A 20,632-nucleotide genomic window follows, 5' to 3' on the forward strand; every position below is an offset into this window, starting at 1 on the left:
AGTCAAAATGACCATTAAAGTTTTGCCTCCCCAGCTGGCTAACCAAATTGCTGCCGGTGAAGTGGTTGAACGCCCTGCATCGGTAATTAAAGAGTTGGTGGAAAACAGTTTAGATGCTGGCGCGACCAAGGTTGAGATTGAAATCGATAAAGGCGGTAGTAAATTAATTAAAATTCAAGACAATGGCTCTGGGATCCCAAAAGATGAGCTAAGCCTTGCCCTGTCTCGACATGCTACCTCCAAGCTGGCGAGTTTAGACGACCTTGATGCGATTCTCAGTTTCGGTTTTCGTGGTGAGGCGCTGGCCAGTATCAGCTCGGTTTCTCGCTTAACCTTTACTTCCCGCACTGCAGAGCAAACAGAAGCTTGGCAAGCTTATGCCGAAGGATCGGATATGGCGGTGAAGATAGTACCTGCTGCGCATCCGGTAGGGTCAACTGTCGAAGCCGTGGATCTGTTCTTCAATACTCCGGCAAGACGCCGCTTTTTAAAGAGTGATAAAACTGAATTTACTCATATTGATGAGTGGTTAAAGCGTATTGCACTGGTGAGAAGTGACATTCATTTTACCTTGAAGCATAACGGTAAAATGGTGCGTAATTATCGCCCAGCTAATACCGAGCAACAATACCTGCAGCGACTGGCACAGGTGAGTGGTAAGCAGTTTGCCGAACATGCGCTGGCTGTTGACTGCGAGCACAACGGCTTGCAATTAAAGGGTTATATTCAATCACCCTATTTTGAGGTGAGTACAACTGATACTCAGTACTTCTATGTTAATGGAAGGCTGGTGCGTGACCGTTTAGTTAATCATGCAGTTCGACAAGCCTTTGCCGAGCAGCTTGACGGTATCCAAGCCGGTTATGTTTTGATGCTTAACCTCGATCCACATCAAGTGGATGTCAATGTGCATCCGGCAAAACATGAAGTACGTTTTCATGAGAGTCGTTATGTACATGATTTTATTTTGCAGGCACTGCAATCGGCCTTAGCGCAAGCTGAAGTGTTATCACTGGGTACAGGTGGCGCCAGTGAATCCATAGTGAGCACTAGGAATGAAACGACAGAACAGCCTTCTGAACAGCATTATCATCAAGAGCAATATCAGCGCGATAGAGAGCAAGCACAACAGCCTTCTAGCTTGGTGTTTGATACGCCGAGAAGATCACATTCTGTTACCGAGAAACCTGTAATACCGTACAGCAGTCGTTCAAACCAGGGTGGTAATAATCGTTATCAATCGGCAGAGTTGCCGTCACAGCTAGCCGTTGACAATTATGCCCAGCTATTAACTACTCCCAGTGTTAGTCCATCAAACGTGCATCGAAATCATGAGCCGCAAATGCCTGCAGTTTTAGCTGGAAAGTTTTGGGTTATCGCCAATGCCGACGAACTACGTATCTTGGCGTTCGATAGCGTAGCGGCCTTTTTGACTCGTCAGCAGATAGAGTACAAGTTAGCGTCCGGCTTAGTCAGCCAACCTTTATTGATGCCAGTGTCGGTGAAAGCTCATGATGATTGGGCCGATACACTCGAGCAGCGAGCAGTATTATTAAGAAAACTAGGTATTGAACTGACGATTCGCCTAGGCCAGTTGATTATTAAAAAAGTGCCCCCATATCTAAGGCAAAGCCAGTTAGCCGATGTGATACCCGAATTATTGCAATGGATTCGATTTGAGCAACCCACTGATGAGGCATTAGTTAATTGGTTACTTATCCAGAGCCGTAACCAGTTTACTTCGGCAGCGGCATTATGGTCTGAGTTTTGTTTATTGGATGAAACTCAGCAACAACAGATGATTTCAAAGGCTAAGGCTCTGCCTTGGCAAACTTGGTTAAGTGAGCAAACGAGTGACGAGCGATAATAAGCCGACAATATTGACCTTAATGGGGCCGACGGCTTCAGGGAAGACAGCTCTGGCTATGGAGTTGGTGGCTAATCATCGCTGCGAAATTATCTCGGTTGACTCTGCATTAATCTATCGCGGCATGGATATCGGTAGTGCTAAGCCGACAGCTGAAGAGCTGGCGTTAGCTCCCCATCGATTAATCGACATTCGTGATCCAAATGAAAGTTATTCGGCTGCGGATTTTCGCACCGATGCGATTAATGAAATAGAAGCTATTCTTGCGGCGGGAAAAACGCCCTTGTTAGTGGGCGGTACAATGCTGTATTTCAAGGCATTATTAGAGGGCTTATCTCCTTTACCGGCTGCTGATGAGGCTATTCGTGCCGATATTGCTCAAGAGGCAGATACCCTTGGTTGGCAAGTTTTGCATCAGCAATTACAGCAAGTTGACCCTGTGTCGGCTGAACGAATTCATCCTAATGATCCGCAGCGATTGTCGCGCGCATTGGAAGTGTATCGTATCAGTGGTAAGAGCCTTACCGAGCTGACTCAAGTGAAAGCCGAAGCATTACCTTATAATGTAGTCCAATTTGGTATAGCACCGAAAGATCGTAAATTACTGCATCAGGTGATTGAGCAAAGATTTAAATTGATGCTAAACCAAGGCTTCATTGAAGAGGTACAAGCCCTCAAGGCACGAGGAGATTTGCATATAGACCTCCCTTCGATGCGATGTGTTGGCTATCGCCAAGTGTGGCAATACCTAGAAGGTGAGTACGACTATGATACTATGGTCGAAAAATCTGTAGTTGCTACTAGGCAATTAGCTAAGCGTCAATTAACATGGTTGCGGGGATGGACTGAGCTTAATTGGTTAGAGAGTGGTGATGAATCAAATCTAGCTAGACTAATACATTATTGTCGCTAGCTAATTTATTCACTCTATATAATACTAAAACCAAACTAAAAAATTGATTGTTGTGTTTGGTTTTATTTAATTTTAATAAAAAGGAAATTATAAAATGGCAAAGGGGCAATCTTTACAAGACCCATTTTTGAACGCATTACGTCGTGAACGCGTTCCTGTATCTATTTACCTCGTTAATGGTATCAAACTTCAAGGACAGGTTGAGTCATTCGATCAGTTTGTTATTTTATTGAAGAACACTGTCAGCCAAATGGTATACAAGCATGCCATTTCTACTGTGGTACCGGCGCGTCCATTTAACGTGAGCAATCACCATGCACCAAGTCAAGGAGCAGGTTTTAATACCGCTCAAGACGATAGTGCTGAATAATTTCCTGAGGAGTTTACTTTTTGTTTGATCGCTATGAAGCGGGAGATGCAGCAGTCCTTGTTCATATCGACTTTTCTGATGAAGACAGTAGAGAAGATATTACTGAACTTCGTTTATTGGTCGAGTCGGCAGGTGCTGAAACCGTTGGTGTGATCACCGGAAGTCGCAGGTCTCCAGATAGAAAGTTTTTTGTAGGATCGGGAAAAGCAGAAGAGTTAGCGGCATTAGTTGCTGCAACTGAAGCAAGTGTGGTGATTTTCAATCATCCGTTGAGTCCTGCCCAAGAGCGTAATCTTGAGCAGATTTGCCAATGCCGCGTGTTAGATCGCACCACGTTGATCCTAGATATTTTTGCCCAGCGTGCGCGTACATATGAAGGCAAGTTACAAGTGGAGCTAGCGCAATTGCGCCACATGTCGACTCGCCTAATTAGAGGCTGGACCCACCTTGAAAGACAAAAAGGGGGGATCGGTTTACGCGGTCCGGGTGAAACTCAGCTCGAAACAGATAGACGTCTATTACGTGGTCGTATTAAGACTATTAATAAGCGTTTGGAAAAAGTTGATAAACAGCGTGAGCAGAGTCGACGTGCGCGTCAGCGAAGTGAGCTTGCCACCGTTTCTTTGGTGGGATACACCAACGCGGGTAAGTCAACATTATTTAACTCTCTTACGGTGTCAGAGGTTTATGCGGCAGATCAGTTGTTTGCCACACTTGATCCAACTTTGAGAAAGTTAGAATTAAAAGATGGTCCGGTGATTTTAGCCGATACCGTTGGTTTTATTCGGCATCTGCCTCACGATCTTGTTGCCGCCTTTAAGGCGACCTTACAAGAGACTCGAGAGGCAGATCTGTTGCTGCATGTTGTCGATTGTGCTGATGACAATATGGGTGATAATTTTGAGCAAGTTCAGTTGGTGCTCAAAGAAATTGGTGCCGAAGATATTCCACAATTGGTTGTCTGTAATAAGATTGACCTGTTGGAAGAGGTCGGCCCAAAGATCGATTACGATAGTGATGGGGTTCCAACGCGCGTTTGGGTTTCGGCCCAACAAGGCGAAGGCTTAGAACTCATCGAAGAGGCGATTAACCAGATTGTTGGTAACGTCATTGTTGAGTTGACCTTACAAATACCAGCAAAGGCTGGACATTATCTTGGTCAGTTTTATCGACTGAATGTGATACAGCAGAAAGAGTATGACGATTTGGGGAACTGTATCCTATCTGTACGTTTATTAGAGGCCGATTGGCATCGATTAACGAAGCAGAGCCAAGGAGAGTTAGAAACCTTTATTGTTGAAAAAGCAGCAGTAGAGCTTTAGTAACCTCGTTTAATTCATACACCTATGGAGTGCTAAATGGCTTGGAACGAGCCCGGTAACAAGGGGCAAGACCCTTGGGGAAACAAAAATGGCAATGACAAAGGGCCACCAGATCTAGACGAAGTGTTTAAGAATATTTCTAAGCGCTTTGGCGGAAAAGGTTCTGGCGGCGGATTCAGTGCATTAGGATTCGTTATTGTCTTAGGTATCGCCGTCGTGGTGTGGGGGCTTTCGGGTTTTTACACCATCAAAGAAGCTGAAAAAGGCGTGGCATTACGTTTTGGTCAATATATTGGTCAAGTGGAGCCTGGCTTACAGTGGAAAGCAACTTTTATCGATGATGTACATGCGGTAAACGTCAGTAATGTTCGTTCAATCCCTGCATCGGGTAGTATGCTGACCGCAGACGAAAACGTCGTATTGGTCGAGCTTGACGTGCAATATATTGTGGTTGATCCGTATCGTTATCTGTTCAGTGCAGTTGACGCTAACTCAAGTTTACGTGAGGCCACTGATAGTGCACTGCGTTATGTTGTGGGTCATAACAAGATGGATGACATCCTGACCACAGGTCGTGATCAGATCCGTCGTGATACTTGGGATGAAGTCAATCGCATTATTGCACCTTACAATTTAGGGATTGAGATCCGTGATGTTAACTTCTTGCCTGCGCGTCCACCTGAAGAGGTGAAAGATGCCTTTGATGACGCTATTGCAGCACAAGAAGATGAACAGCGTTTTATTCGTGAAGCTGAAGCTTATTCTCGTGAGATTGAGCCTAAGGCCCGTGGTACTGTACAACGTATGGAGCAGCAGGCTAACGCCTATAAAGAGCGTGAAATCTTAGAAGCCCGTGGTAAAGTCGCTCGTTTTGAGAAGCTGTTACCTGAATACAAAGCGGCACCAGAAGTAACACGTAACCGTCTTTATATTGATGCTATGTCTAAAGTTTACTCTGGCGCAAACAAGGTTTTGGTCGATGCTAAGAGCAACGGCAACATGATGTATCTTCCTCTGGATAAGTTGATGGATAAGAGTAAGACCATTCAACAACCTAAGGCTGCAACGACGACAGACTCTTCGGCGGATAGTTCAGTGAATAGCGTGGTTAATAGCATGCGTATTCCACTCGATGGTCGTCCGAGTCGTAGCGATAATACTCGTCAGGGGAGAAACTAATCATGGGTAGATTAACCGTCATTATTGTGGCTATCTTGATTGCTGTAGGTTTGTCCTCGCTGTTGGTGGTCAATGAAGGTGAGCGTGCTATTGTGTCTCGCTTTGGTAAAATCTTGAAAGACGATGGCGTAACGCGGATATATGAGCCGGGCTTACACATTAAATTACCATTGATCGACAAGATTAAGTTACTCGACTCACGTATCCAGACGATGGATGGTGCCGCAGATCGTTTTGTGACTTCAGAGAAGAAAGACTTAATGGTCGATTCTTATGTGAAGTGGCGCATCTTCGATCATGAGAAATATTATCTGGCAACTAACGGTGGTAACAAGGTTCAAGCTGAATCGCTACTTCAACGTAAGATCAACAACGATTTACGTACTGAATTTGGTCGCCGTACCATTAAAGATATTGTTTCTGGTAGTCGTGATGAGTTACAGCAAGATGCATTAAAGAATGCCTCTGAAAGTGCCAAAGACCTAGGTATCGAAGTGGTTGATGTTCGTGTTAAGCAAATTAATTTACCTGCTAACGTGAGCTCAAGTATTTATCAACGTATGCGCGCTGAGCGTACCGCGGTAGCAAAAGAGCATCGTGCACAGGGTAAAGAGCAATCTGAGATCATTCGTGCTAAGACTGATGCAAGCGTAGAAATTCAAATCGCCGAAGCGGAGCGTAAAGCGTTATCGGTTCGTGGTGACGGTGATGCTATCGCCGCGAAAATCTATGCTGATGCTTACAACAAAGATCCAGAGTTTTATTCGTTTTTACGCAGCTTAGAAGCTTACAACGCAAGTTTTGAAGGGGGCTCTAATGTTATGGTGCTAGAGCCTGACAGTGACTTCTTCAAATATATGAAGCATTCTAGCGGTAAATAACTGCTAAACATGAAAAAAGCCCGACTAGTTCGGGCTTTTTTGTATTTGAGATATGCAAGTTACTAATTTAGTTAAACTTGTTTTTAACTGATTTCTATTCTTATTTATAAAATCAATCGATATTTCGGCCTTTCTCCTTACTAATAATGCACTTGAGTGCTGAATTTGCTGACATAGTTAACTTTGTTCCTTGTTTTACTATGATCTGGTTCTAATTTTTGGCTATAATGAGCCCCGCCTCAAATTTGATTTTTGCGCTTTGGGGTGTAACCCCATAAAAATTTTTTAAAACAAAAATTCCAACACTCTCTGGAGATAAGTGGATGAGCAATGCGCCAGTCGATACCGGACGTCGCAGATTTCTGACCGCAGCCACCGCCGTAGTAGGTGGTGCTGGTGCCGTCGCTGTGGCGGTCCCGTTTATAAAGTCATGGAATCCGAGTGCCAAAGCGAAAGCTGCAGGTGCACCGGTTGAAGTAAATATTAGTAAAGTAGAGCCGGGTCAATTGATCCGCGTTGAGTGGCGTGGAAAGCCTGTATGGGTTGTCCGTCGCACAGAAGCGATTTTGGAAGGTCTTGCTACGCATGACGATAAATTACGAGATCCAGCTTCTACAGAAGAACAGCAACCTGCTTATGCGCAGAATGCGGTTCGCTCAATTAAGCCTGAGTATTTTATCGCTGTAGGTCTTTGTACCCACCTTGGTTGTTCTCCAACGTATCTGCCTGATACTTTCGGAGAGCAAGTTGAAGGTGTTGCCTCTGGTTTCTTCTGCCCATGTCACGGTTCTAAATTTGACATGGCCGGTCGTGTATTCCAAGGCGTACCAGCTCCATTGAATCTTGTCGTTCCACCTCATCAATATATCGATGATGGTCATGTGATCATCGGTGTCGACCAAGGGGCTGCGTAATGGTTAAGAATATTATTGATTGGATTGATGCACGCATCCCAATGACGGCGACCTACAACCGTCATGTTGGTCAATATGCAACGCCATCAAACTTTAACTTTTGGTACTTCTTTGGCTCACTAGCCATGCTAGTGCTTGTTAACCAGTTACTTACAGGTATTTGGTTGACCATGAATTACGTGCCAACAGCAGAGGGCGCTTTTGCTTCTGTTGAATATATTATGCGTGATGTGGAATACGGTTGGTTGCTACGTTATATGCACTCAACAGGCGCATCGGCATTCTTCGTGGTGATATATCTGCACATGTTCCGTGGTCTTATCTACGGCTCATACCAGAAGCCTAGAGAATTACTCTGGCTATTCGGTATGCTGATTTTCTTAGTGTTGATGGCTGAAGCCTTTATGGGTTATCTACTGCCTTGGGGACAAATGTCTTACTGGGGCGCTCAGGTAATTATCTCGCTATTTGGCGCGATTCCTGTGATTGGTGATGACCTGACACTTTGGATCCGTGGTGACTTCGTTGTATCGGGTGCGACCCTAAACCGCTTCTTTGCATTGCATGTTATTGCATTGCCATTAGTGTTGGTTGTGTTGGTATTCCTACACTTGATTGCACTGCATGAAGTGGGTTCAAACAACCCAGACGGTATCGAAATCAAGAAGAACAAAGATGAGAATGGCTGGCCAAAAGATGGTATCCCATTCCACCCGTACTACACAGTTAAAGATATCATGGGCGTTGCTGGCTTCCTGATTGTCTTCTGTTATGTGCTGTTCTTTATGCCTGAAGGCGGTGGATACTTCCTAGAGAAGCCAAACTTCGAAGCGGCTAACCCGATGAAGACGCCTGAACATATTGCGCCAGTTTGGTACTTCACACCATTCTACGCCATCTTGCGTGCTATTCCTGACAAGCTGTTAGGTGTCGTCGGCATGGGCTTAGCGATTGCTGTGTTGTTCGTACTTCCATGGTTAGATCGTTGTAATGTTAAGTCTATCCGTTACCGTAGCATGATCCACAAACTGAATATCAGTCAGTTTGCTGTATCGTTCGTGGTACTAGGTTACTTGGGTGCAGTTCCTGCTACACCGACGTTAACCATCGCGGCACGTATCTTTACTCTGACCTACTTCGGTTTCTTCCTTGCGCTATGGATTTACAGCAAGAATGAGAAAACTAAGCCTGTACCAGAGAGGTTGACTCACTAATGAAAAAATTATTGATTGCATTAGTTACATTAGTACCAACGCTTGCTTTTGCGGCGGGTGGAGCACATGTACATTTAGAAAGTGCTAACGTCGACCTACATGACAAAGAGTCTCTAGAGCGCGGTTTGGCATCATTCCAGCAGTATTGTTCTGGTTGTCATAGCACCCAATACCAGCGTTATAACCGAGTGGCCGAAGATTTAGGCATCTCAATCGATGATATGCGTAACAAGTATATGTTCATCGAAGGCGCTAAAGTGGGTGACTTGATGGAGAACTCTATCTCTGAAGTTGATGCAGCCAAGTGGTTCGGCGCGGCGCCACCAGATTTAACTCTGGTTGCTCGTGTTCGCGGTGAAGATTGGATATACACATACCTAAAGAGCTTCTATAAAGATGATAGCCGTCCTTTTGGTGTGAACAACACAGTATTCCCATCTGTAGCAATGCCACACGTGCTTCAAGAGTTACAAGGCCTGTCGGTTAAGCAAGACGATGGCAGCTTTGTAACCACAGGCGGCAAGCTATCTGCTGAAGAGTATGATCAAGTGGTTCGTGACATTACAGGCTTCCTCGTTTATTCGGGTGATCCTGTCAAACTTGAGCGTGAAAGCTTAGGTTGGTGGGTCTTGGGCTTCCTGTTTATTTTCTTCGTTGTGGCTTATCTGCTGAAGAAAGAATACTGGAAAGATGTACACTAACCCCCAATAAAGGTTAGAATGTATTATCCGCATATTCTAAACGGGGGGCTTTGCCCCTCGTTTGTTTTTGCTTTTTTAGCTTTTGATTTAATTTTGGAGGGTATCAATGGCTGTTGCTGCCAATAAACGCTCAATCATGACCCTGTTTTCAGGCGCTGACGATCTCTATAGCCATCAAGTACGTATTGTCTTGGCGGAAAAAGGCGTCACTGTCGATGTTTTGCAGGTTGACCCTAGTGAGATGCCTGAAGATCTTATTGAGCTAAATCCATATAATACAGTTCCAACACTTGTTGACCGTGAATTGGTGCTTTATAACTCACGCATCATTATGGAATATCTGGACGAGCGTTTTCCTCATCCACCTCTGATGCCTGTGTATCCTGTATCTCGTGGTCAGACTCGTTTGATGATGCACCGTATTGAAAATGATTGGTACACATTAGTGGATCGTATTCGTCATGGTGACCGTGCTGATGCGGCTCGTAAAGAGTTACAAGAAAGCTTGACCGCAATCGCGCCCATCTTCAATGAAATGCCATATTTTATGGCTGAAGAGTTCGGTTTAGCCGATTGCTACTTAGGTCCATTATTATGGCGTTTGCCTGTACTGGGTATCGAACTCGATAGCCGTACCGCCAAAGAAGTGAAAGCTTATATGACACGTATCTTCGATCGTGAATCATTTAAAGCGTCGCTTACAGAGGCCGAGCGCGAAATGCGCATGGGTATCTAATGAAACCGATGACACCTAATCGTCCCTATTTGTTGCAAGCCTATTATGATTGGCTAATGGACAATGAGCTGACCCCCCATGTGGTGGTGGATGCTTATGTTCCAGGTACTCAAGTGCCACAGCAATATGTCAAAGATGGACAGATTGTGTTGAACATTACTTCTAGTGCAGTAGGTAATCTTCAAATTGGTCATGACTTTATTGAGTTTAATGCCCGTTTTGGTGGCGTTCCTCAACAAGTTGTTTTACCTATGGCGGCGATTGTTGCTATCTATGCCCGTGAAAATGGTGCTGGTACGGTTTTCGATCAGGAAGAAGCTTATGAGGTTGAACCCGAAGAAGCTGGCCTGAGCGTTGTCGAAGAGCCTAGTATTGAAGAATCAACAGAATCTAAGTCAAAACAGGATGATAAGCCTAAGCGTCGTGGTCATTTGACCGTGGTTAAGTAGCTTATTTAGTTGTTGAAAAAAGCCAGTCTTAGACTGGTTTTTTTTTGCCACTATTTTGTAGCAGATTGAGACGGTTTGGCTTGAATATCATAACCTCAAGCCTCCGCCAAGTAGATGAATCCTGCTGCACTCTGTGTTAGCATCTGCGCCACAAAATTAACCCGTTCTTATTTAGGTCTGTTACACGCATATGATCTTGATGATCGACAATTATGATTCTTTTACCTTCAATCTGGTTCAGTATTTTCAGCAGCTGGGCCAGGAGGTCGTAGTAAAACGTAATGATGCGGTTACGCTGGAGCAGATTGAAGCTTTGGCGCCGGACTTATTGGTGATCTCACCTGGTCCGTGTTCGCCTACTGAGGCGGGAGTTTCGCTGCAGGCGATTCGTCATTTTGCTGGCAAGCTGCCGATTCTGGGGGTTTGTTTGGGGCATCAAGCTATTGCACAAGTTTTTGGTGCCAAAGTTGTTCGTGCCAAGCGTGTGATGCATGGTAAAACCAGTCAAATTCAACACAAGCAGCAAGGCTTGTTTGCCGGATTAAATCTGCCATTAACGGTGACGCGTTATCATTCCTTGCTAGTAGAGCAAGTGCCGCAGGGTTTTGAGCTCGATGCTTGGTTTGACGATCCTATTCATGGCCATGAAATTATGGCCATGCATCATAAGAGCTTGCCTATCTATGGGGTACAGTTTCACCCTGAATCCATATTGACCGAGCAAGGTCTGTCGCTGCTGAAAAATTTCGTCGATTTCGCTGTATAACACGTCCAGCCAAACTATCCGCTCAATCTGTTTTCAATCTGTTACATGATTTATGCTTAATCATTCCCCGATCTCCAGTCTATTTATGGTATAAAAGGCGGCAAAAGAATGACCTTGCGGCGAAGGCCTGCGGGGTAATAACTATAAGGAAGAAAGATGTCGCGTGTAATTCGAGGTGTAGGTCTTAGCTTGTTGACTATCACCATTTTAGGGGGATGTGCAGTCACTCCTCAACCACAAGCCGAACAATCGAATCAAGCCGTTTCCGTTCCTCTCGCCACACCACCAAGCGTCGATCAAGCGCTAACATTGAATCAAATTATGGCTAACCCCGACTGGATGGGGATTTTTGCCAAGGGTGAATATTGGAGTGACGACAGCCAATCTATCTATTTTACTCGTCAAGCCGACCGCTCTCCTGTGCGTGATTATTATCAACAATCGTTAGATGCCAGCAGCGCTAGCCAGCTATCGCTTGAGCAACTGCATCTTGCTGATCAGCAACGTGGCGTGTTTGACAGCAAGCACACTCGCAAAGCTTACATCTATCAAGGCAACTTGTTCGTTAAAGATTTGGCCAGTGGCAAAGTTCAACAGCTGACTCGCCAAAATACCAAGGTCGATGGTGTACGCTTTTTAAATAATGGTGATATTGCTTTCTGGCAAGGTGAGCAGCTATTTAGGATTCATCAAGACACAGGTCTTTTTGAGCAGTTGGCTAGCATCAAGATGGCCAAGGAGCCACAAGGTGTTAAAGCGCCAAGCAGTTATATCGCGAAGCAGCAACATAGGTTAATTAATTATGTGGCTCTGCAGCAGAGCAATGCCAAGCAGCGTGAAGAGTATCAAGCTGAGTTAGATAAAGCCGATCCTACTCTTGCCGCTAAAACTTGGTATCTGGGCGACAGTGAAAGAGTCTCAGAGATGAGTCTTTCTCCTGATGGGCGCTATCTACTGCTATCGCTTATCGACAAGAACTATAGCTGGCGCAGTGAGCATGACATCATGCCTAACTACTTAGGCAGCGATGGTTATATAGATGCGGTTCCTGCTCGCGCTCGCGTGGCTGAAGATAATCCTCCTGGTGAGCGTTTAGTGGTACTGGATTTGCAGCAACACAAGCAGCACGATATCACTATCGAGGGACTCGATGGTTATGATGAAGACGTACTTGCAGCGGTTAAAGCTGAAAATGCGCAAGCCAAAGGTGAGTCTTACAAGAGTGAGAAAGCACCACGTAAAATTCAGCTAATGCAAGATTGGGGCTGGAGACAAAGTGCGATTCAATGGCAAACCGATACCGATAAAGTTGCCGTGATGCTCGAAGCTGTCGATAACAAAGATCGTTGGTTAGCCACGGTTGATTTAGATGCCGGTAAGCTTGTTACTCAGCACAGATTGCATGACGATGCCTGGGTTAACTACGACTTTAACCAGTTTGGTTGGTTACCTAATAGCGATACGCTTTATTACTTGTCAGAAGAGACTGGCTATTCACAGCTTTACCTTAAGGAGCAAGGCACAAAAGCCAACGCCCTAACTCAAGGTCAATATGTGGTGAGTGATATTACCTTAGGTCCTAAAGCGCAGTTCATCTACTACAAAGCGAATAAAGATCATCCAGGTATCGATAACGTTTATCGTGTTGAGATCGCTAGCGGTAAGAGTGAACAGTTGACCCAATGGGATGGTCAGCTTGACTATAGCTTGAGCCCTGACGGCACTAAGCTATTGCTTAACGCTTCACGCCGTACACAGCCTAACGAGCTTTTTGTTCAGCCTATTGGCGGAGAACTAAAACAGCTAACTCATTACACCAGTGATGCATTTGCTCAATATCCTTGGCAAGCGCCTGAAGTGGTTAAAATGAAGTCATCTCATGGTGCTGCTGATATCTATGCTCGTGTGTATCTACCCCAAGGCTATGATAAGAACAACGCAGATAAATATCCTGCGGTGATCTTTAACCATGGGGCAGGTTATTTACAGAATGCCCATTATGGCTTCTCAGGTTATTTCCGTGAGTTTATGTTCCACAATCTATTGAGCCAACACGGCTATGTAGTGATGGACATGGATTACCGTGGTTCTAAAGGTTACGGACGCGACTGGCGTACCGCTATCTACCGCAACATGGGTCATCCAGAAGTGGAAGATTTAAAAGACGGCGTAAGCTGGATGGCGGCAAATGCCAATGTCGATGCTAACCACGTGGGGACTTATGGTGGTTCATACGGTGGCTTTTTAACCTTTATGTCGCTATTTACCGAGCCAGAACTCTTCCAAGCGGGGGCTGCGCTGCGACCAGTAAGTGATTGGGCGCATTATAATGCACCGTATACTTCAAATATCCTCAACACGCCAGATGTCGATGCAATCGCTTATGAGCGTAGCTCGCCGATTGAGCATGCACAGGGTCTACAAAAGCCACTACTGATCATGAGTGGTGTACTCGACGACAACGTCTTCTTCCAAGACAGTGTACGTGTGGTACAGCGTTTGATTGAGCTAGAAAAGCCGATGTTTGAAACGGCTATCTATCCAGTTGAGCCGCATGGTTTCCGTCAGCCATCGAGTTGGTTAGATGAATATCGACGTATCTTTAAACTGTTTGAGCAAGAGCTTAAATAGTTAATCTAACAGGCCTCATATGAGGCCTGTTTTTTTATGGCTTTGAAATAGATAGCAGGATTTATACCAATCAAAGTAAATTAGTGATCAGCCCGTTTGTAACAGAAAAGGGCGCAGGAAAAATTGTCGAGAACAAGGCGTAAATTGCAGTCACTAGTTATTCTAATTGCAAAATTTACAACAGTTATCGGCGATTTTAACTAGCAAGAATGATCAGATAATTACTGCGATTGGTATTAGCAATCTAATCGTGCGCTGGCGAAATATTCATACATCTAGTCGTGATTTTAAGTCGCAACAATGATTAAATAAGCGCTGTAATAAGGAATATACTGAAGCCAGTATTACTGGATGTGTAATATTAGGTATAAGCTAAATGGAGAAAGGCTAGGTGGGAAAATCGATTTCAGGCGGAGTACGACCCGGTGTGATAGTGGATATCGAGCATCGTCTGTTACAGCAAATCATTGTCGGTCAGCATAAAGCGCCGTTGCCCATGTTTGCCGAGCTCGATAAATCATTGGAAGATGATGCCAATAAGCTGGAAATTGAGCGCCAAGCCATCCGTAATCGCCTGTCAAAACAACTTGAGCAGCAGCAACCTTTCGAATCGGTTTCGGGTCAGTTAATCGATACGGTTAATTCAACTTTAGATGATCAACTCGCTTCGCCGCAGTTGTTGTTACAACAATCTGGAATCAACGAAACCCAGGTGTTGATACTTGAAGTACTACAACATAAAAATGCCGATTTGAGACGATTACGTACCCTAATTAGCGATCTTCCTTGGTTGTGCCGAGATTTAACTAATATAGTTAACAGCCCCTCGTTTCGTCACCATGGTGTGCAGCGCTCAGAAGTTAAAGTCTCCGATCTTAAGCTTGTGCTTAATTTTATTGGTATGGAAAACTTGCAGAGTCTGATCCCCTATTTTTGCTTGCGAAACTGGTTACCCAGTGGTCAACCTAATCTGCTTTGGACGACTCGTAAGCTGTGGCGTTACTCCATATTAACCGCTATCGCAGCTAAAGCCTTAGCCCAGTTGGAACAGAAAAATAACGCGTTAGCGTATAGCTGTGGGCTATTGCATCAGCTAGGGAGCTCTGTGGTATTAAAACATGCGGCTAAAGTCTTTGAGCAAGTCTGGGGTAGCTGGTTGAAAGAGGCCAATCATAACCAAGAGAAAGCCGTTTATGATGCAGTATTGGCAACGGAGTTTCCCGCCTCTAACGTCTTGAAGCAAACTTTAGTTCATGCCCATCGCCTTAATTGGCAATTATTGAGTTTACTTAAGTTTGAGCAGAGCCCGCTGACTCAAGTGCAAAGAGAGCTCGATACCTGCCTGAGCTATAGTGAGCTGTCTGAATATGCTGCTCTGGTGGCTCAGGCGAGTTGTTATGCCAAGATGATGATGTTGGAAGATATGCGCATGATAACGCCCAAAGAAAAGCAGTTGATGTTTGACTATTATGAATTAACCGAGCAGCAGCTTATCCGACTACAAGGGCAAAACTTTCGTAAACTTGAAATCGGCTGAGGGGTGATCAAGGCCTATTTTAAAAACGCTTCAAAAAACAGCATATTTCACAAAAGTCACTCATTATCGAGCTTGTTAGTTCGTCTAGGTATTCATTATTGCTGCATTTTTAGTGAAAATGGGCGCTAATAAACTTTTTTATGACTAAATATGTCGAATACCCCCACGGTAAACGCTTGTATAACTCTTAAGCTCAAATCTTTATGCAGTAAACTCGCTAACACTTAACAAGTTGAGTGTAACAAACTGGTATTTTGATCACATTTTCGCTATTAATGACTTTTAAGCTAACTAAATAACCGTCATGGCTATGGGTCATAGGTAACATAAAAGACGGGATGATGGGCTTTCGAGCCATCTGTCAACATTGAAAGGATGAGAGGAATGAGCGTGAACAACGAGTTAACCCGAGAGCAATTTGATCAAGTCATGGTGCCTAACTATGCACCATCTGCGGTTATCCCTGTTCGAGGCCAAGGCAGCAGAGTCTGGGATCAACAAGGTAAAGAGTATGTCGATTTTGCTGGTGGTATTGCGGTTAACTGTCTAGGTCATTGTCATCCCGCTTTAGTTGCTGCATTAAAAGAGCAGGGTGAAAAGCTTTGGCATCTGTCTAACGTGATGACTAACGAACCTGCTTTAGCCTTGGCGACTAAGCTTGTTGATGCGACTTTTGCAGACAAAGTTTATTTTGCTAACTCTGGCGCCGAAGCGAACGAAGCGGCTTTGAAGCTGGCGCGTCGTTATGCGCTGGAAAAATTTGGTGCAGAGAAAGATCAGATCATCGCCTTCGATAAAGCTTTCCACGGCCGTACCTTCTTTACCGTGAGCGTAGGTGGTCAAGCCGCTTATTCTGATGGTTTTGGTCCTAAGCCACAGAGCATCACTCATCTGCCATACAATGATATCGCTGCATTAGAAGCACAAGTTTCTGATAAAACCTGTGCGATCATGTTAGAGCCATTACAGGGTGAAGGCGGCATTATCGATGCGGATGTCGAGTTCTTAAAAGCCGTTCGTGCCCTTGCTGACAAGCATAACGCGTTGGTTATCTTCGATGAAGTACAAACCGGTGTCGGTCGTTTAGGTGAGCTTTATGCTTATATGCGTGGTGATGTGGTTCCCGATATCTTAACCACGGCTAAAGCCCTTGGTGGTGGTTTCCCTATTGCGGCTATGTTGACGACTGACGAAGTGGCTTCACATCTTAAAGTCGGCACTCATGGTTCAACTTACGGTGGTAACCCATTAGCCTGTGCTATCGGTAATGCGGTATTGGATGTTGTTAATACCCCTGAAGTCTTGAACGGTGTTAAGCATCGTGAGCAATTATTCCGCGATGGCTTAAACCAGATTAATGAAAAATATCATGTTTTTGAGCAGGTTCGTGGTCAAGGTTTGCTTATTGGTGCGGTATTAAATGATCAGTATCAAGGTCGCGCTAAAGATTTCTTAGTTGCCGCTATTGAAGAAGGGTTAATGACCCTAGTCGCTGGTGCTAATGTGGTTCGTTTTGCTCCATCCCTCGTTATCCCTGAAGCTGATATCGCTGAAGGTCTTGCTCGCTTCGAACGTGCCGTTGCAAAAGTAGTTGCAGGCTAAGAGGCTGATTAAGCGCGAATTTGATATTCGCGCTTTTTTATCAGTAAAAGATACTCATGCTTCAATGCCCTAAGCCATAGGTTTGAGGTGTATGGCATTGATTACGAGTAAAACTGAGGAGAGCAGAGATGTTAATTATCCGTCCTATCCGCTCCAGCGATTATGAAGCCTTATATCAAATCGCTGTGGAGTCAGGTCATGGATTTACCTCTTTACCCGTCAATGAAGAGTTGCTGCGCAGTAAAATTGCCCGTGTAGAAGCTTCGTTCGTTAAGCAGATTGAAAAGCCTTTCGATGAAGGTTATTTGATGGTGCTTGAAGATACCGATAGTGGCGAAGTGGTTGGAACTTGTGGGTTAGAGGCGGCCGTGGGCATGGTCGACGCCTTCTATCATTATCGCCTCGGTACTGAGGTTTATTACTCAGAACAGATAGGTGTTCGTAACGAAGTAGAAACCTTGACCTTATGTCATGACTACACAGGTTCAGCCGAGCTTTGCACGCTGTTTTTACGCTCGTCTTATCGTAAAAATAATAATGGCCGCATGTTATCACGCAGTCGTTTTCTGTTTTTAGCTCAGCATGCAGAACGTTTTGGTGATGTGGTGATTGCCGAGATGCGCGGTGAAAGTGATACTCAAGGCTGTTCGCCCTTTTATGGTTGGTTGCAGAAGCACTTCTTAGGAATTGACTTTGTTCAGGCCGATTATCTATCAGGTTTGGGTCAAAAAGCCTTTATGGCCGAGATGATGCCCAAGAATGCGGTGTATGTCTGTTTGTTGCCTGAAGAGGCGCAAAAGGTCATTGGCGAAGTACATACCAATACTCGTCCTGCGCTTAATCTGCTACAAGCCGAAGGTTTTAGATGTCGAGGTTATGTGGATATTTTCGATGGCGGCCCAACGGTCGAATGTAATTTATCTGACATTCGTGGTGTACGAGAAAGCAGACTGCTTACGATCAAAATTGGTGACATGCCAGCGTCTAAAACCAGCTTTATTATTTCAAACACGCTGCTGGCGGAGTATCGCGCCACTTCAGCTAACCTATTGGTCAGTGATGATGACGATGAGGTGATTATCTCCTCTGAGTTGGCACTGGCCTTAAAGGTTGAGCAAGGTGAGCAGATCCGTGTTTTAGCAATGTAGGGAATTATTATGAGTCAATATATCAACGGCCAATGGGTTGCCGGTCTAGGTCACGATGTGGCATCGAAAAACCCTGCGAACAACGAGATTATCTGGCAGAGCAAAACCGCTACTCCAGAACAAGTTAACCAAGCGGTTGATGCGGCGCGTAGCACACAATTTGATTGGTTTATGCTGGGGTTCGAGGCACGTTTAGCCATAGTGGAAGCCTATCGTGATCAGCTCGATGCCAATAAAGCCGAAATTGCTGAAACCATAGCTCAAGAAACCGGTAAGCCACAGTGGGAAACCGCTACCGAAGCGGGCGCTATGATAGGTAAAATCGGACTTTCAGTTAGTGCATATCAAAAGCGTACTGGCACGACAGAAAGCGACACTCCTGCAGGCCGTGCGGTATTGCGCCATAAGCCCCATGGCGTGGTGGCTGTATTTGGTCCTTATAATTTCCCTGGACATCTACCCAATGGGCATATCGTACCGGCATTATTAGCGGGTAACACTGTGGTGTTTAAGCCGTCCGAGCTGACGCCAAAAACCGCTGAGTTGATGCTCAGACTGTGGCAGCAAGCGGGATTACCAGCGGGTGTGATTAACTTAGTTCAAGGTGAAGTGGAAACCGGTAAAGCCTTAGCATCTCATCCCCAGATTGATGGTTTGTTCTTTACTGGCAGTTCCCGTACTGGCCATATATTGCATCAGCAATATGCCGGACATCCAGGTAAGATCTTGGCGCTGGAGATGGGCGGTAACAATCCTCTCATTATCAAAGGCGTAAAAGATACAAAGGCTGCCGTGCATGACATTATCCAGTCGGCGTATATTTCTTCTGGACAGCGTTGTACTTGTGCACGTCGACTCTATGTCGAACAAGGTGCCGAGGGAGATGCTCTGTTAGCTCAGCTCGTTGCTGCGGTTAAGCAGATAAAAGTTGGTCCTTGGAACGCACAGCCTCAACCTTTTATGGGTTCAATGATCTCTGAAACGGCGGCGAAAGGCATGCTCGAAGCACAGCGAAATTTGGTCAATTTAGGCGCAAATGTGTTGGTGGAATTGACGCATCTTGAAGCTGGCACCGGTCTGGTGTCTCCGGGCTTAATCGATGTGACCGATGTTATCGAGTTACCTGACGAAGAATATTTCGGCCCGCTACTGCAAGTGGTTCGTTACAGTGATTTTGACGAGGCAATCAAGTTAGCCAACAACACGCGTTACGGTTTATCAGCGGGTATTTTGGCTGATAGTCGAGAAGATTATGATTACTTCTTAGCGCGTATTCGTGCCGGTATTGTTAACTGGAATAAGCAGATCACAGGAGCTTCTGGTGCGGCACCATTTGGTGGTGTCGGCGCTTCAGGCAACCATAGAGCCAGTGCGTTTTATGCTGCCGATTATTGTGCTTATCCAGTCGCCTCAGTTGAAGCCGATGCAGTTAGTTTGCCAGCGAATCTAAGCCCAGGTTTAAGCGTTTAATCGCTGATATTAACCCCTAGCTTTTTTGCTAGGGTAATATTTAAGTCATTGAGGATTGAATCGATGCACACAGATATAAATGCGTTATTTGACGCCCTATGGCAGGACTATGTGGAGATGACTCCATCTGCTGCCAAAATTCATCAACTGTTGGCTCAAGGTGATAGCATCATTAATGATCATATCGCTTTGCGTACCTTTAACATTGATAAAGTGAATCTCAGCGTATTGGCTAAGCATTTTGAATCTTTGGGATATGTCGCCTGTGGCGATTATAATTTCGAAGCGAAAAAGTTGAAGGCTAAACATTATGAGCATCCAGATAACACTCAACCCAAGGTCTTTATTTCTGAGCTGTTAGTGGAAGAATTTAGCCCACAGTTACAAGCCAGCATTAAAGACTTGGTAGAGCAGATTGATGAGGCAGCGACCACTGCAGATAACTTCCTCTATTCGGGACGTCATTGGCAATTAGATAGCGCAACGTATCAAGCATTGTTAGCCGAAAGCGAATATGCCGCATGGGTGGCTGCTTTTGGTTATCGGGCAAATCACTTTACGGTGTCGATTAATCATCTACCGGGTTTTGAGACTATCGAACAGGTCAACGACAAGCTCAAGCTGGCCGGATTTACCTTAAACACTGCCGGTGGTGAAGTAAAAGGTTCACCTGAAGTCTTGCTTGAACAATCTTCGACCATGGCTGATAAGTTAGATGTGCAGTTTAAAGACAGCGTACAGCGTATTCCTAGCTGTTTTTATGAATTTGCTCTACGTTACCCTAAAGCGGACGGTGAGCTTTATACCGGCTTTGTGGCGGCTTCTGCGGATAAGATTTTCGAGAGCACCAATAACGCTAACTAACCTGAACTCGGGATAACGAGTGTCGGAAAATCTAAATTTAACAAGCTGATTCAATGCTATAAAGGATT

General features: G+C 45.0%; 18 protein-coding genes. All 18 read left to right on the forward strand.

Features of this window, described 5'->3' with window-relative positions:
- The first annotated feature begins 7 nt into the window (after positions 1-7).
- The 18 genes from mutL to L1D21_RS11315 all read left to right on the forward strand — a co-directional run bounded on the left by mutL (position 8) and on the right by L1D21_RS11315 (position 20,564).
- Complete coding sequence (gene mutL, locus L1D21_RS11230) at positions 8-1,867, forward strand: DNA mismatch repair endonuclease MutL (protein WP_239845337.1); 1,860 nt, start codon at positions 8-10, stop codon at positions 1,865-1,867.
- Positions 1,854-2,780 carry a tRNA (adenosine(37)-N6)-dimethylallyltransferase MiaA gene (gene miaA, locus L1D21_RS11235; RefSeq protein WP_239845338.1) on the forward strand — a complete coding sequence of 309 codons (927 nt, stop codon included), beginning with the start codon at positions 1,854-1,856 and terminating at the stop codon, positions 2,778-2,780. Before mutL ends, miaA begins: the two co-directional genes overlap by 14 nt.
- A 94-nt stretch (positions 2,781-2,874) precedes the next feature.
- Positions 2,875-3,150 (forward strand): RNA chaperone Hfq, encoded by a 276-nt coding sequence (hfq, locus tag L1D21_RS11240; RefSeq protein ID WP_239845339.1) that lies wholly within the window; start codon positions 2,875-2,877, stop codon positions 3,148-3,150.
- Positions 3,151-3,170: 20 nt separating this feature from the next.
- Positions 3,171-4,472 carry a ribosome rescue GTPase HflX gene (gene hflX / locus L1D21_RS11245; RefSeq protein ID WP_239845340.1) on the forward strand — a complete coding sequence of 434 codons (1,302 nt, stop codon included), beginning with the start codon at positions 3,171-3,173 and terminating at the stop codon, positions 4,470-4,472.
- A gap of 36 nt (positions 4,473-4,508) precedes the next feature.
- A complete protein-coding gene (gene hflK, locus L1D21_RS11250) occupies positions 4,509-5,651 on the forward strand; it encodes an FtsH protease activity modulator HflK (protein ID WP_239845341.1) in 1,143 nt (380 codons plus the stop codon).
- A gap of 2 nt (positions 5,652-5,653) precedes the next feature.
- The gene (gene hflC / locus L1D21_RS11255) at positions 5,654-6,532 is read left to right on the forward strand and encodes a protease modulator HflC (RefSeq protein WP_239845342.1); all 879 of its coding nucleotides are present in this window, start codon (positions 5,654-5,656) and stop codon (positions 6,530-6,532) included.
- A 323-nt stretch (positions 6,533-6,855) separates the two neighbouring features.
- Positions 6,856-7,446, forward strand: a complete 591-nt coding sequence (gene petA / locus L1D21_RS11260; RefSeq protein ID WP_239845343.1) for a ubiquinol-cytochrome c reductase iron-sulfur subunit — start codon at positions 6,856-6,858, stop codon at positions 7,444-7,446.
- Positions 7,446-8,660 carry a cytochrome bc complex cytochrome b subunit gene (locus L1D21_RS11265; protein WP_239845344.1) on the forward strand — a complete coding sequence of 405 codons (1,215 nt, stop codon included), beginning with the start codon at positions 7,446-7,448 and terminating at the stop codon, positions 8,658-8,660. Before petA ends, L1D21_RS11265 begins: the two co-directional genes overlap by 1 nt.
- On the forward strand, positions 8,660-9,361 hold the full coding sequence (locus L1D21_RS11270) for a cytochrome c1 (protein WP_239845345.1): 702 nt from the start codon (positions 8,660-8,662) through the stop codon (positions 9,359-9,361). The genes L1D21_RS11265 and L1D21_RS11270 overlap by 1 nt, the downstream gene beginning before the upstream one ends.
- A gap of 106 nt (positions 9,362-9,467) precedes the next feature.
- Positions 9,468-10,097 (forward strand): stringent starvation protein SspA, encoded by a 630-nt coding sequence (gene sspA, locus L1D21_RS11275; protein WP_239845346.1) that lies wholly within the window; start codon positions 9,468-9,470, stop codon positions 10,095-10,097.
- A complete protein-coding gene (locus L1D21_RS11280; RefSeq protein WP_239845347.1) occupies positions 10,097-10,546 on the forward strand; it encodes a ClpXP protease specificity-enhancing factor in 450 nt (149 codons plus the stop codon). Before sspA ends, L1D21_RS11280 begins: the two co-directional genes overlap by 1 nt.
- A gap of 190 nt (positions 10,547-10,736) precedes the next feature.
- Positions 10,737-11,312 carry an aminodeoxychorismate/anthranilate synthase component II gene (locus L1D21_RS11285; RefSeq protein ID WP_239845348.1) on the forward strand — a complete coding sequence of 192 codons (576 nt, stop codon included), beginning with the start codon at positions 10,737-10,739 and terminating at the stop codon, positions 11,310-11,312.
- Positions 11,313-11,468: 156 nt separating this feature from the next.
- Positions 11,469-13,943: a prolyl oligopeptidase family serine peptidase gene (locus L1D21_RS11290; protein WP_239845349.1), complete on the forward strand. Its 2,475-nt coding sequence runs from the start codon at positions 11,469-11,471 to the stop codon at positions 13,941-13,943.
- A 391-nt stretch (positions 13,944-14,334) separates the two neighbouring features.
- Positions 14,335-15,480 (forward strand): HDOD domain-containing protein, encoded by a 1,146-nt coding sequence (locus L1D21_RS11295; RefSeq protein ID WP_239845350.1) that lies wholly within the window; start codon positions 14,335-14,337, stop codon positions 15,478-15,480.
- Positions 15,481-15,864: 384 nt separating this feature from the next.
- Positions 15,865-17,082: an aspartate aminotransferase family protein gene (locus L1D21_RS11300; protein ID WP_239845351.1), complete on the forward strand. Its 1,218-nt coding sequence runs from the start codon at positions 15,865-15,867 to the stop codon at positions 17,080-17,082.
- A 128-nt stretch (positions 17,083-17,210) separates the two neighbouring features.
- Entirely contained in the window at positions 17,211-18,230 is a 1,020-nt protein-coding gene (gene astA, locus L1D21_RS11305; RefSeq protein ID WP_239845352.1) for an arginine N-succinyltransferase, read from the forward strand.
- 9 nt (positions 18,231-18,239) lie between these two features.
- Positions 18,240-19,700 carry a succinylglutamate-semialdehyde dehydrogenase gene (astD, locus tag L1D21_RS11310; protein WP_239845353.1) on the forward strand — a complete coding sequence of 487 codons (1,461 nt, stop codon included), beginning with the start codon at positions 18,240-18,242 and terminating at the stop codon, positions 19,698-19,700.
- A gap of 63 nt (positions 19,701-19,763) precedes the next feature.
- Positions 19,764-20,564 (forward strand): DUF1338 domain-containing protein, encoded by an 801-nt coding sequence (locus L1D21_RS11315; RefSeq protein WP_239845354.1) that lies wholly within the window; start codon positions 19,764-19,766, stop codon positions 20,562-20,564.
- The last annotated feature ends 68 nt before the right edge of the window (positions 20,565-20,632 follow it).

The organism is Shewanella sp. Isolate11 (assembly GCF_022398315.1).
Taxonomy (GTDB): Bacteria; Pseudomonadota; Gammaproteobacteria; order Enterobacterales; family Shewanellaceae; genus Shewanella.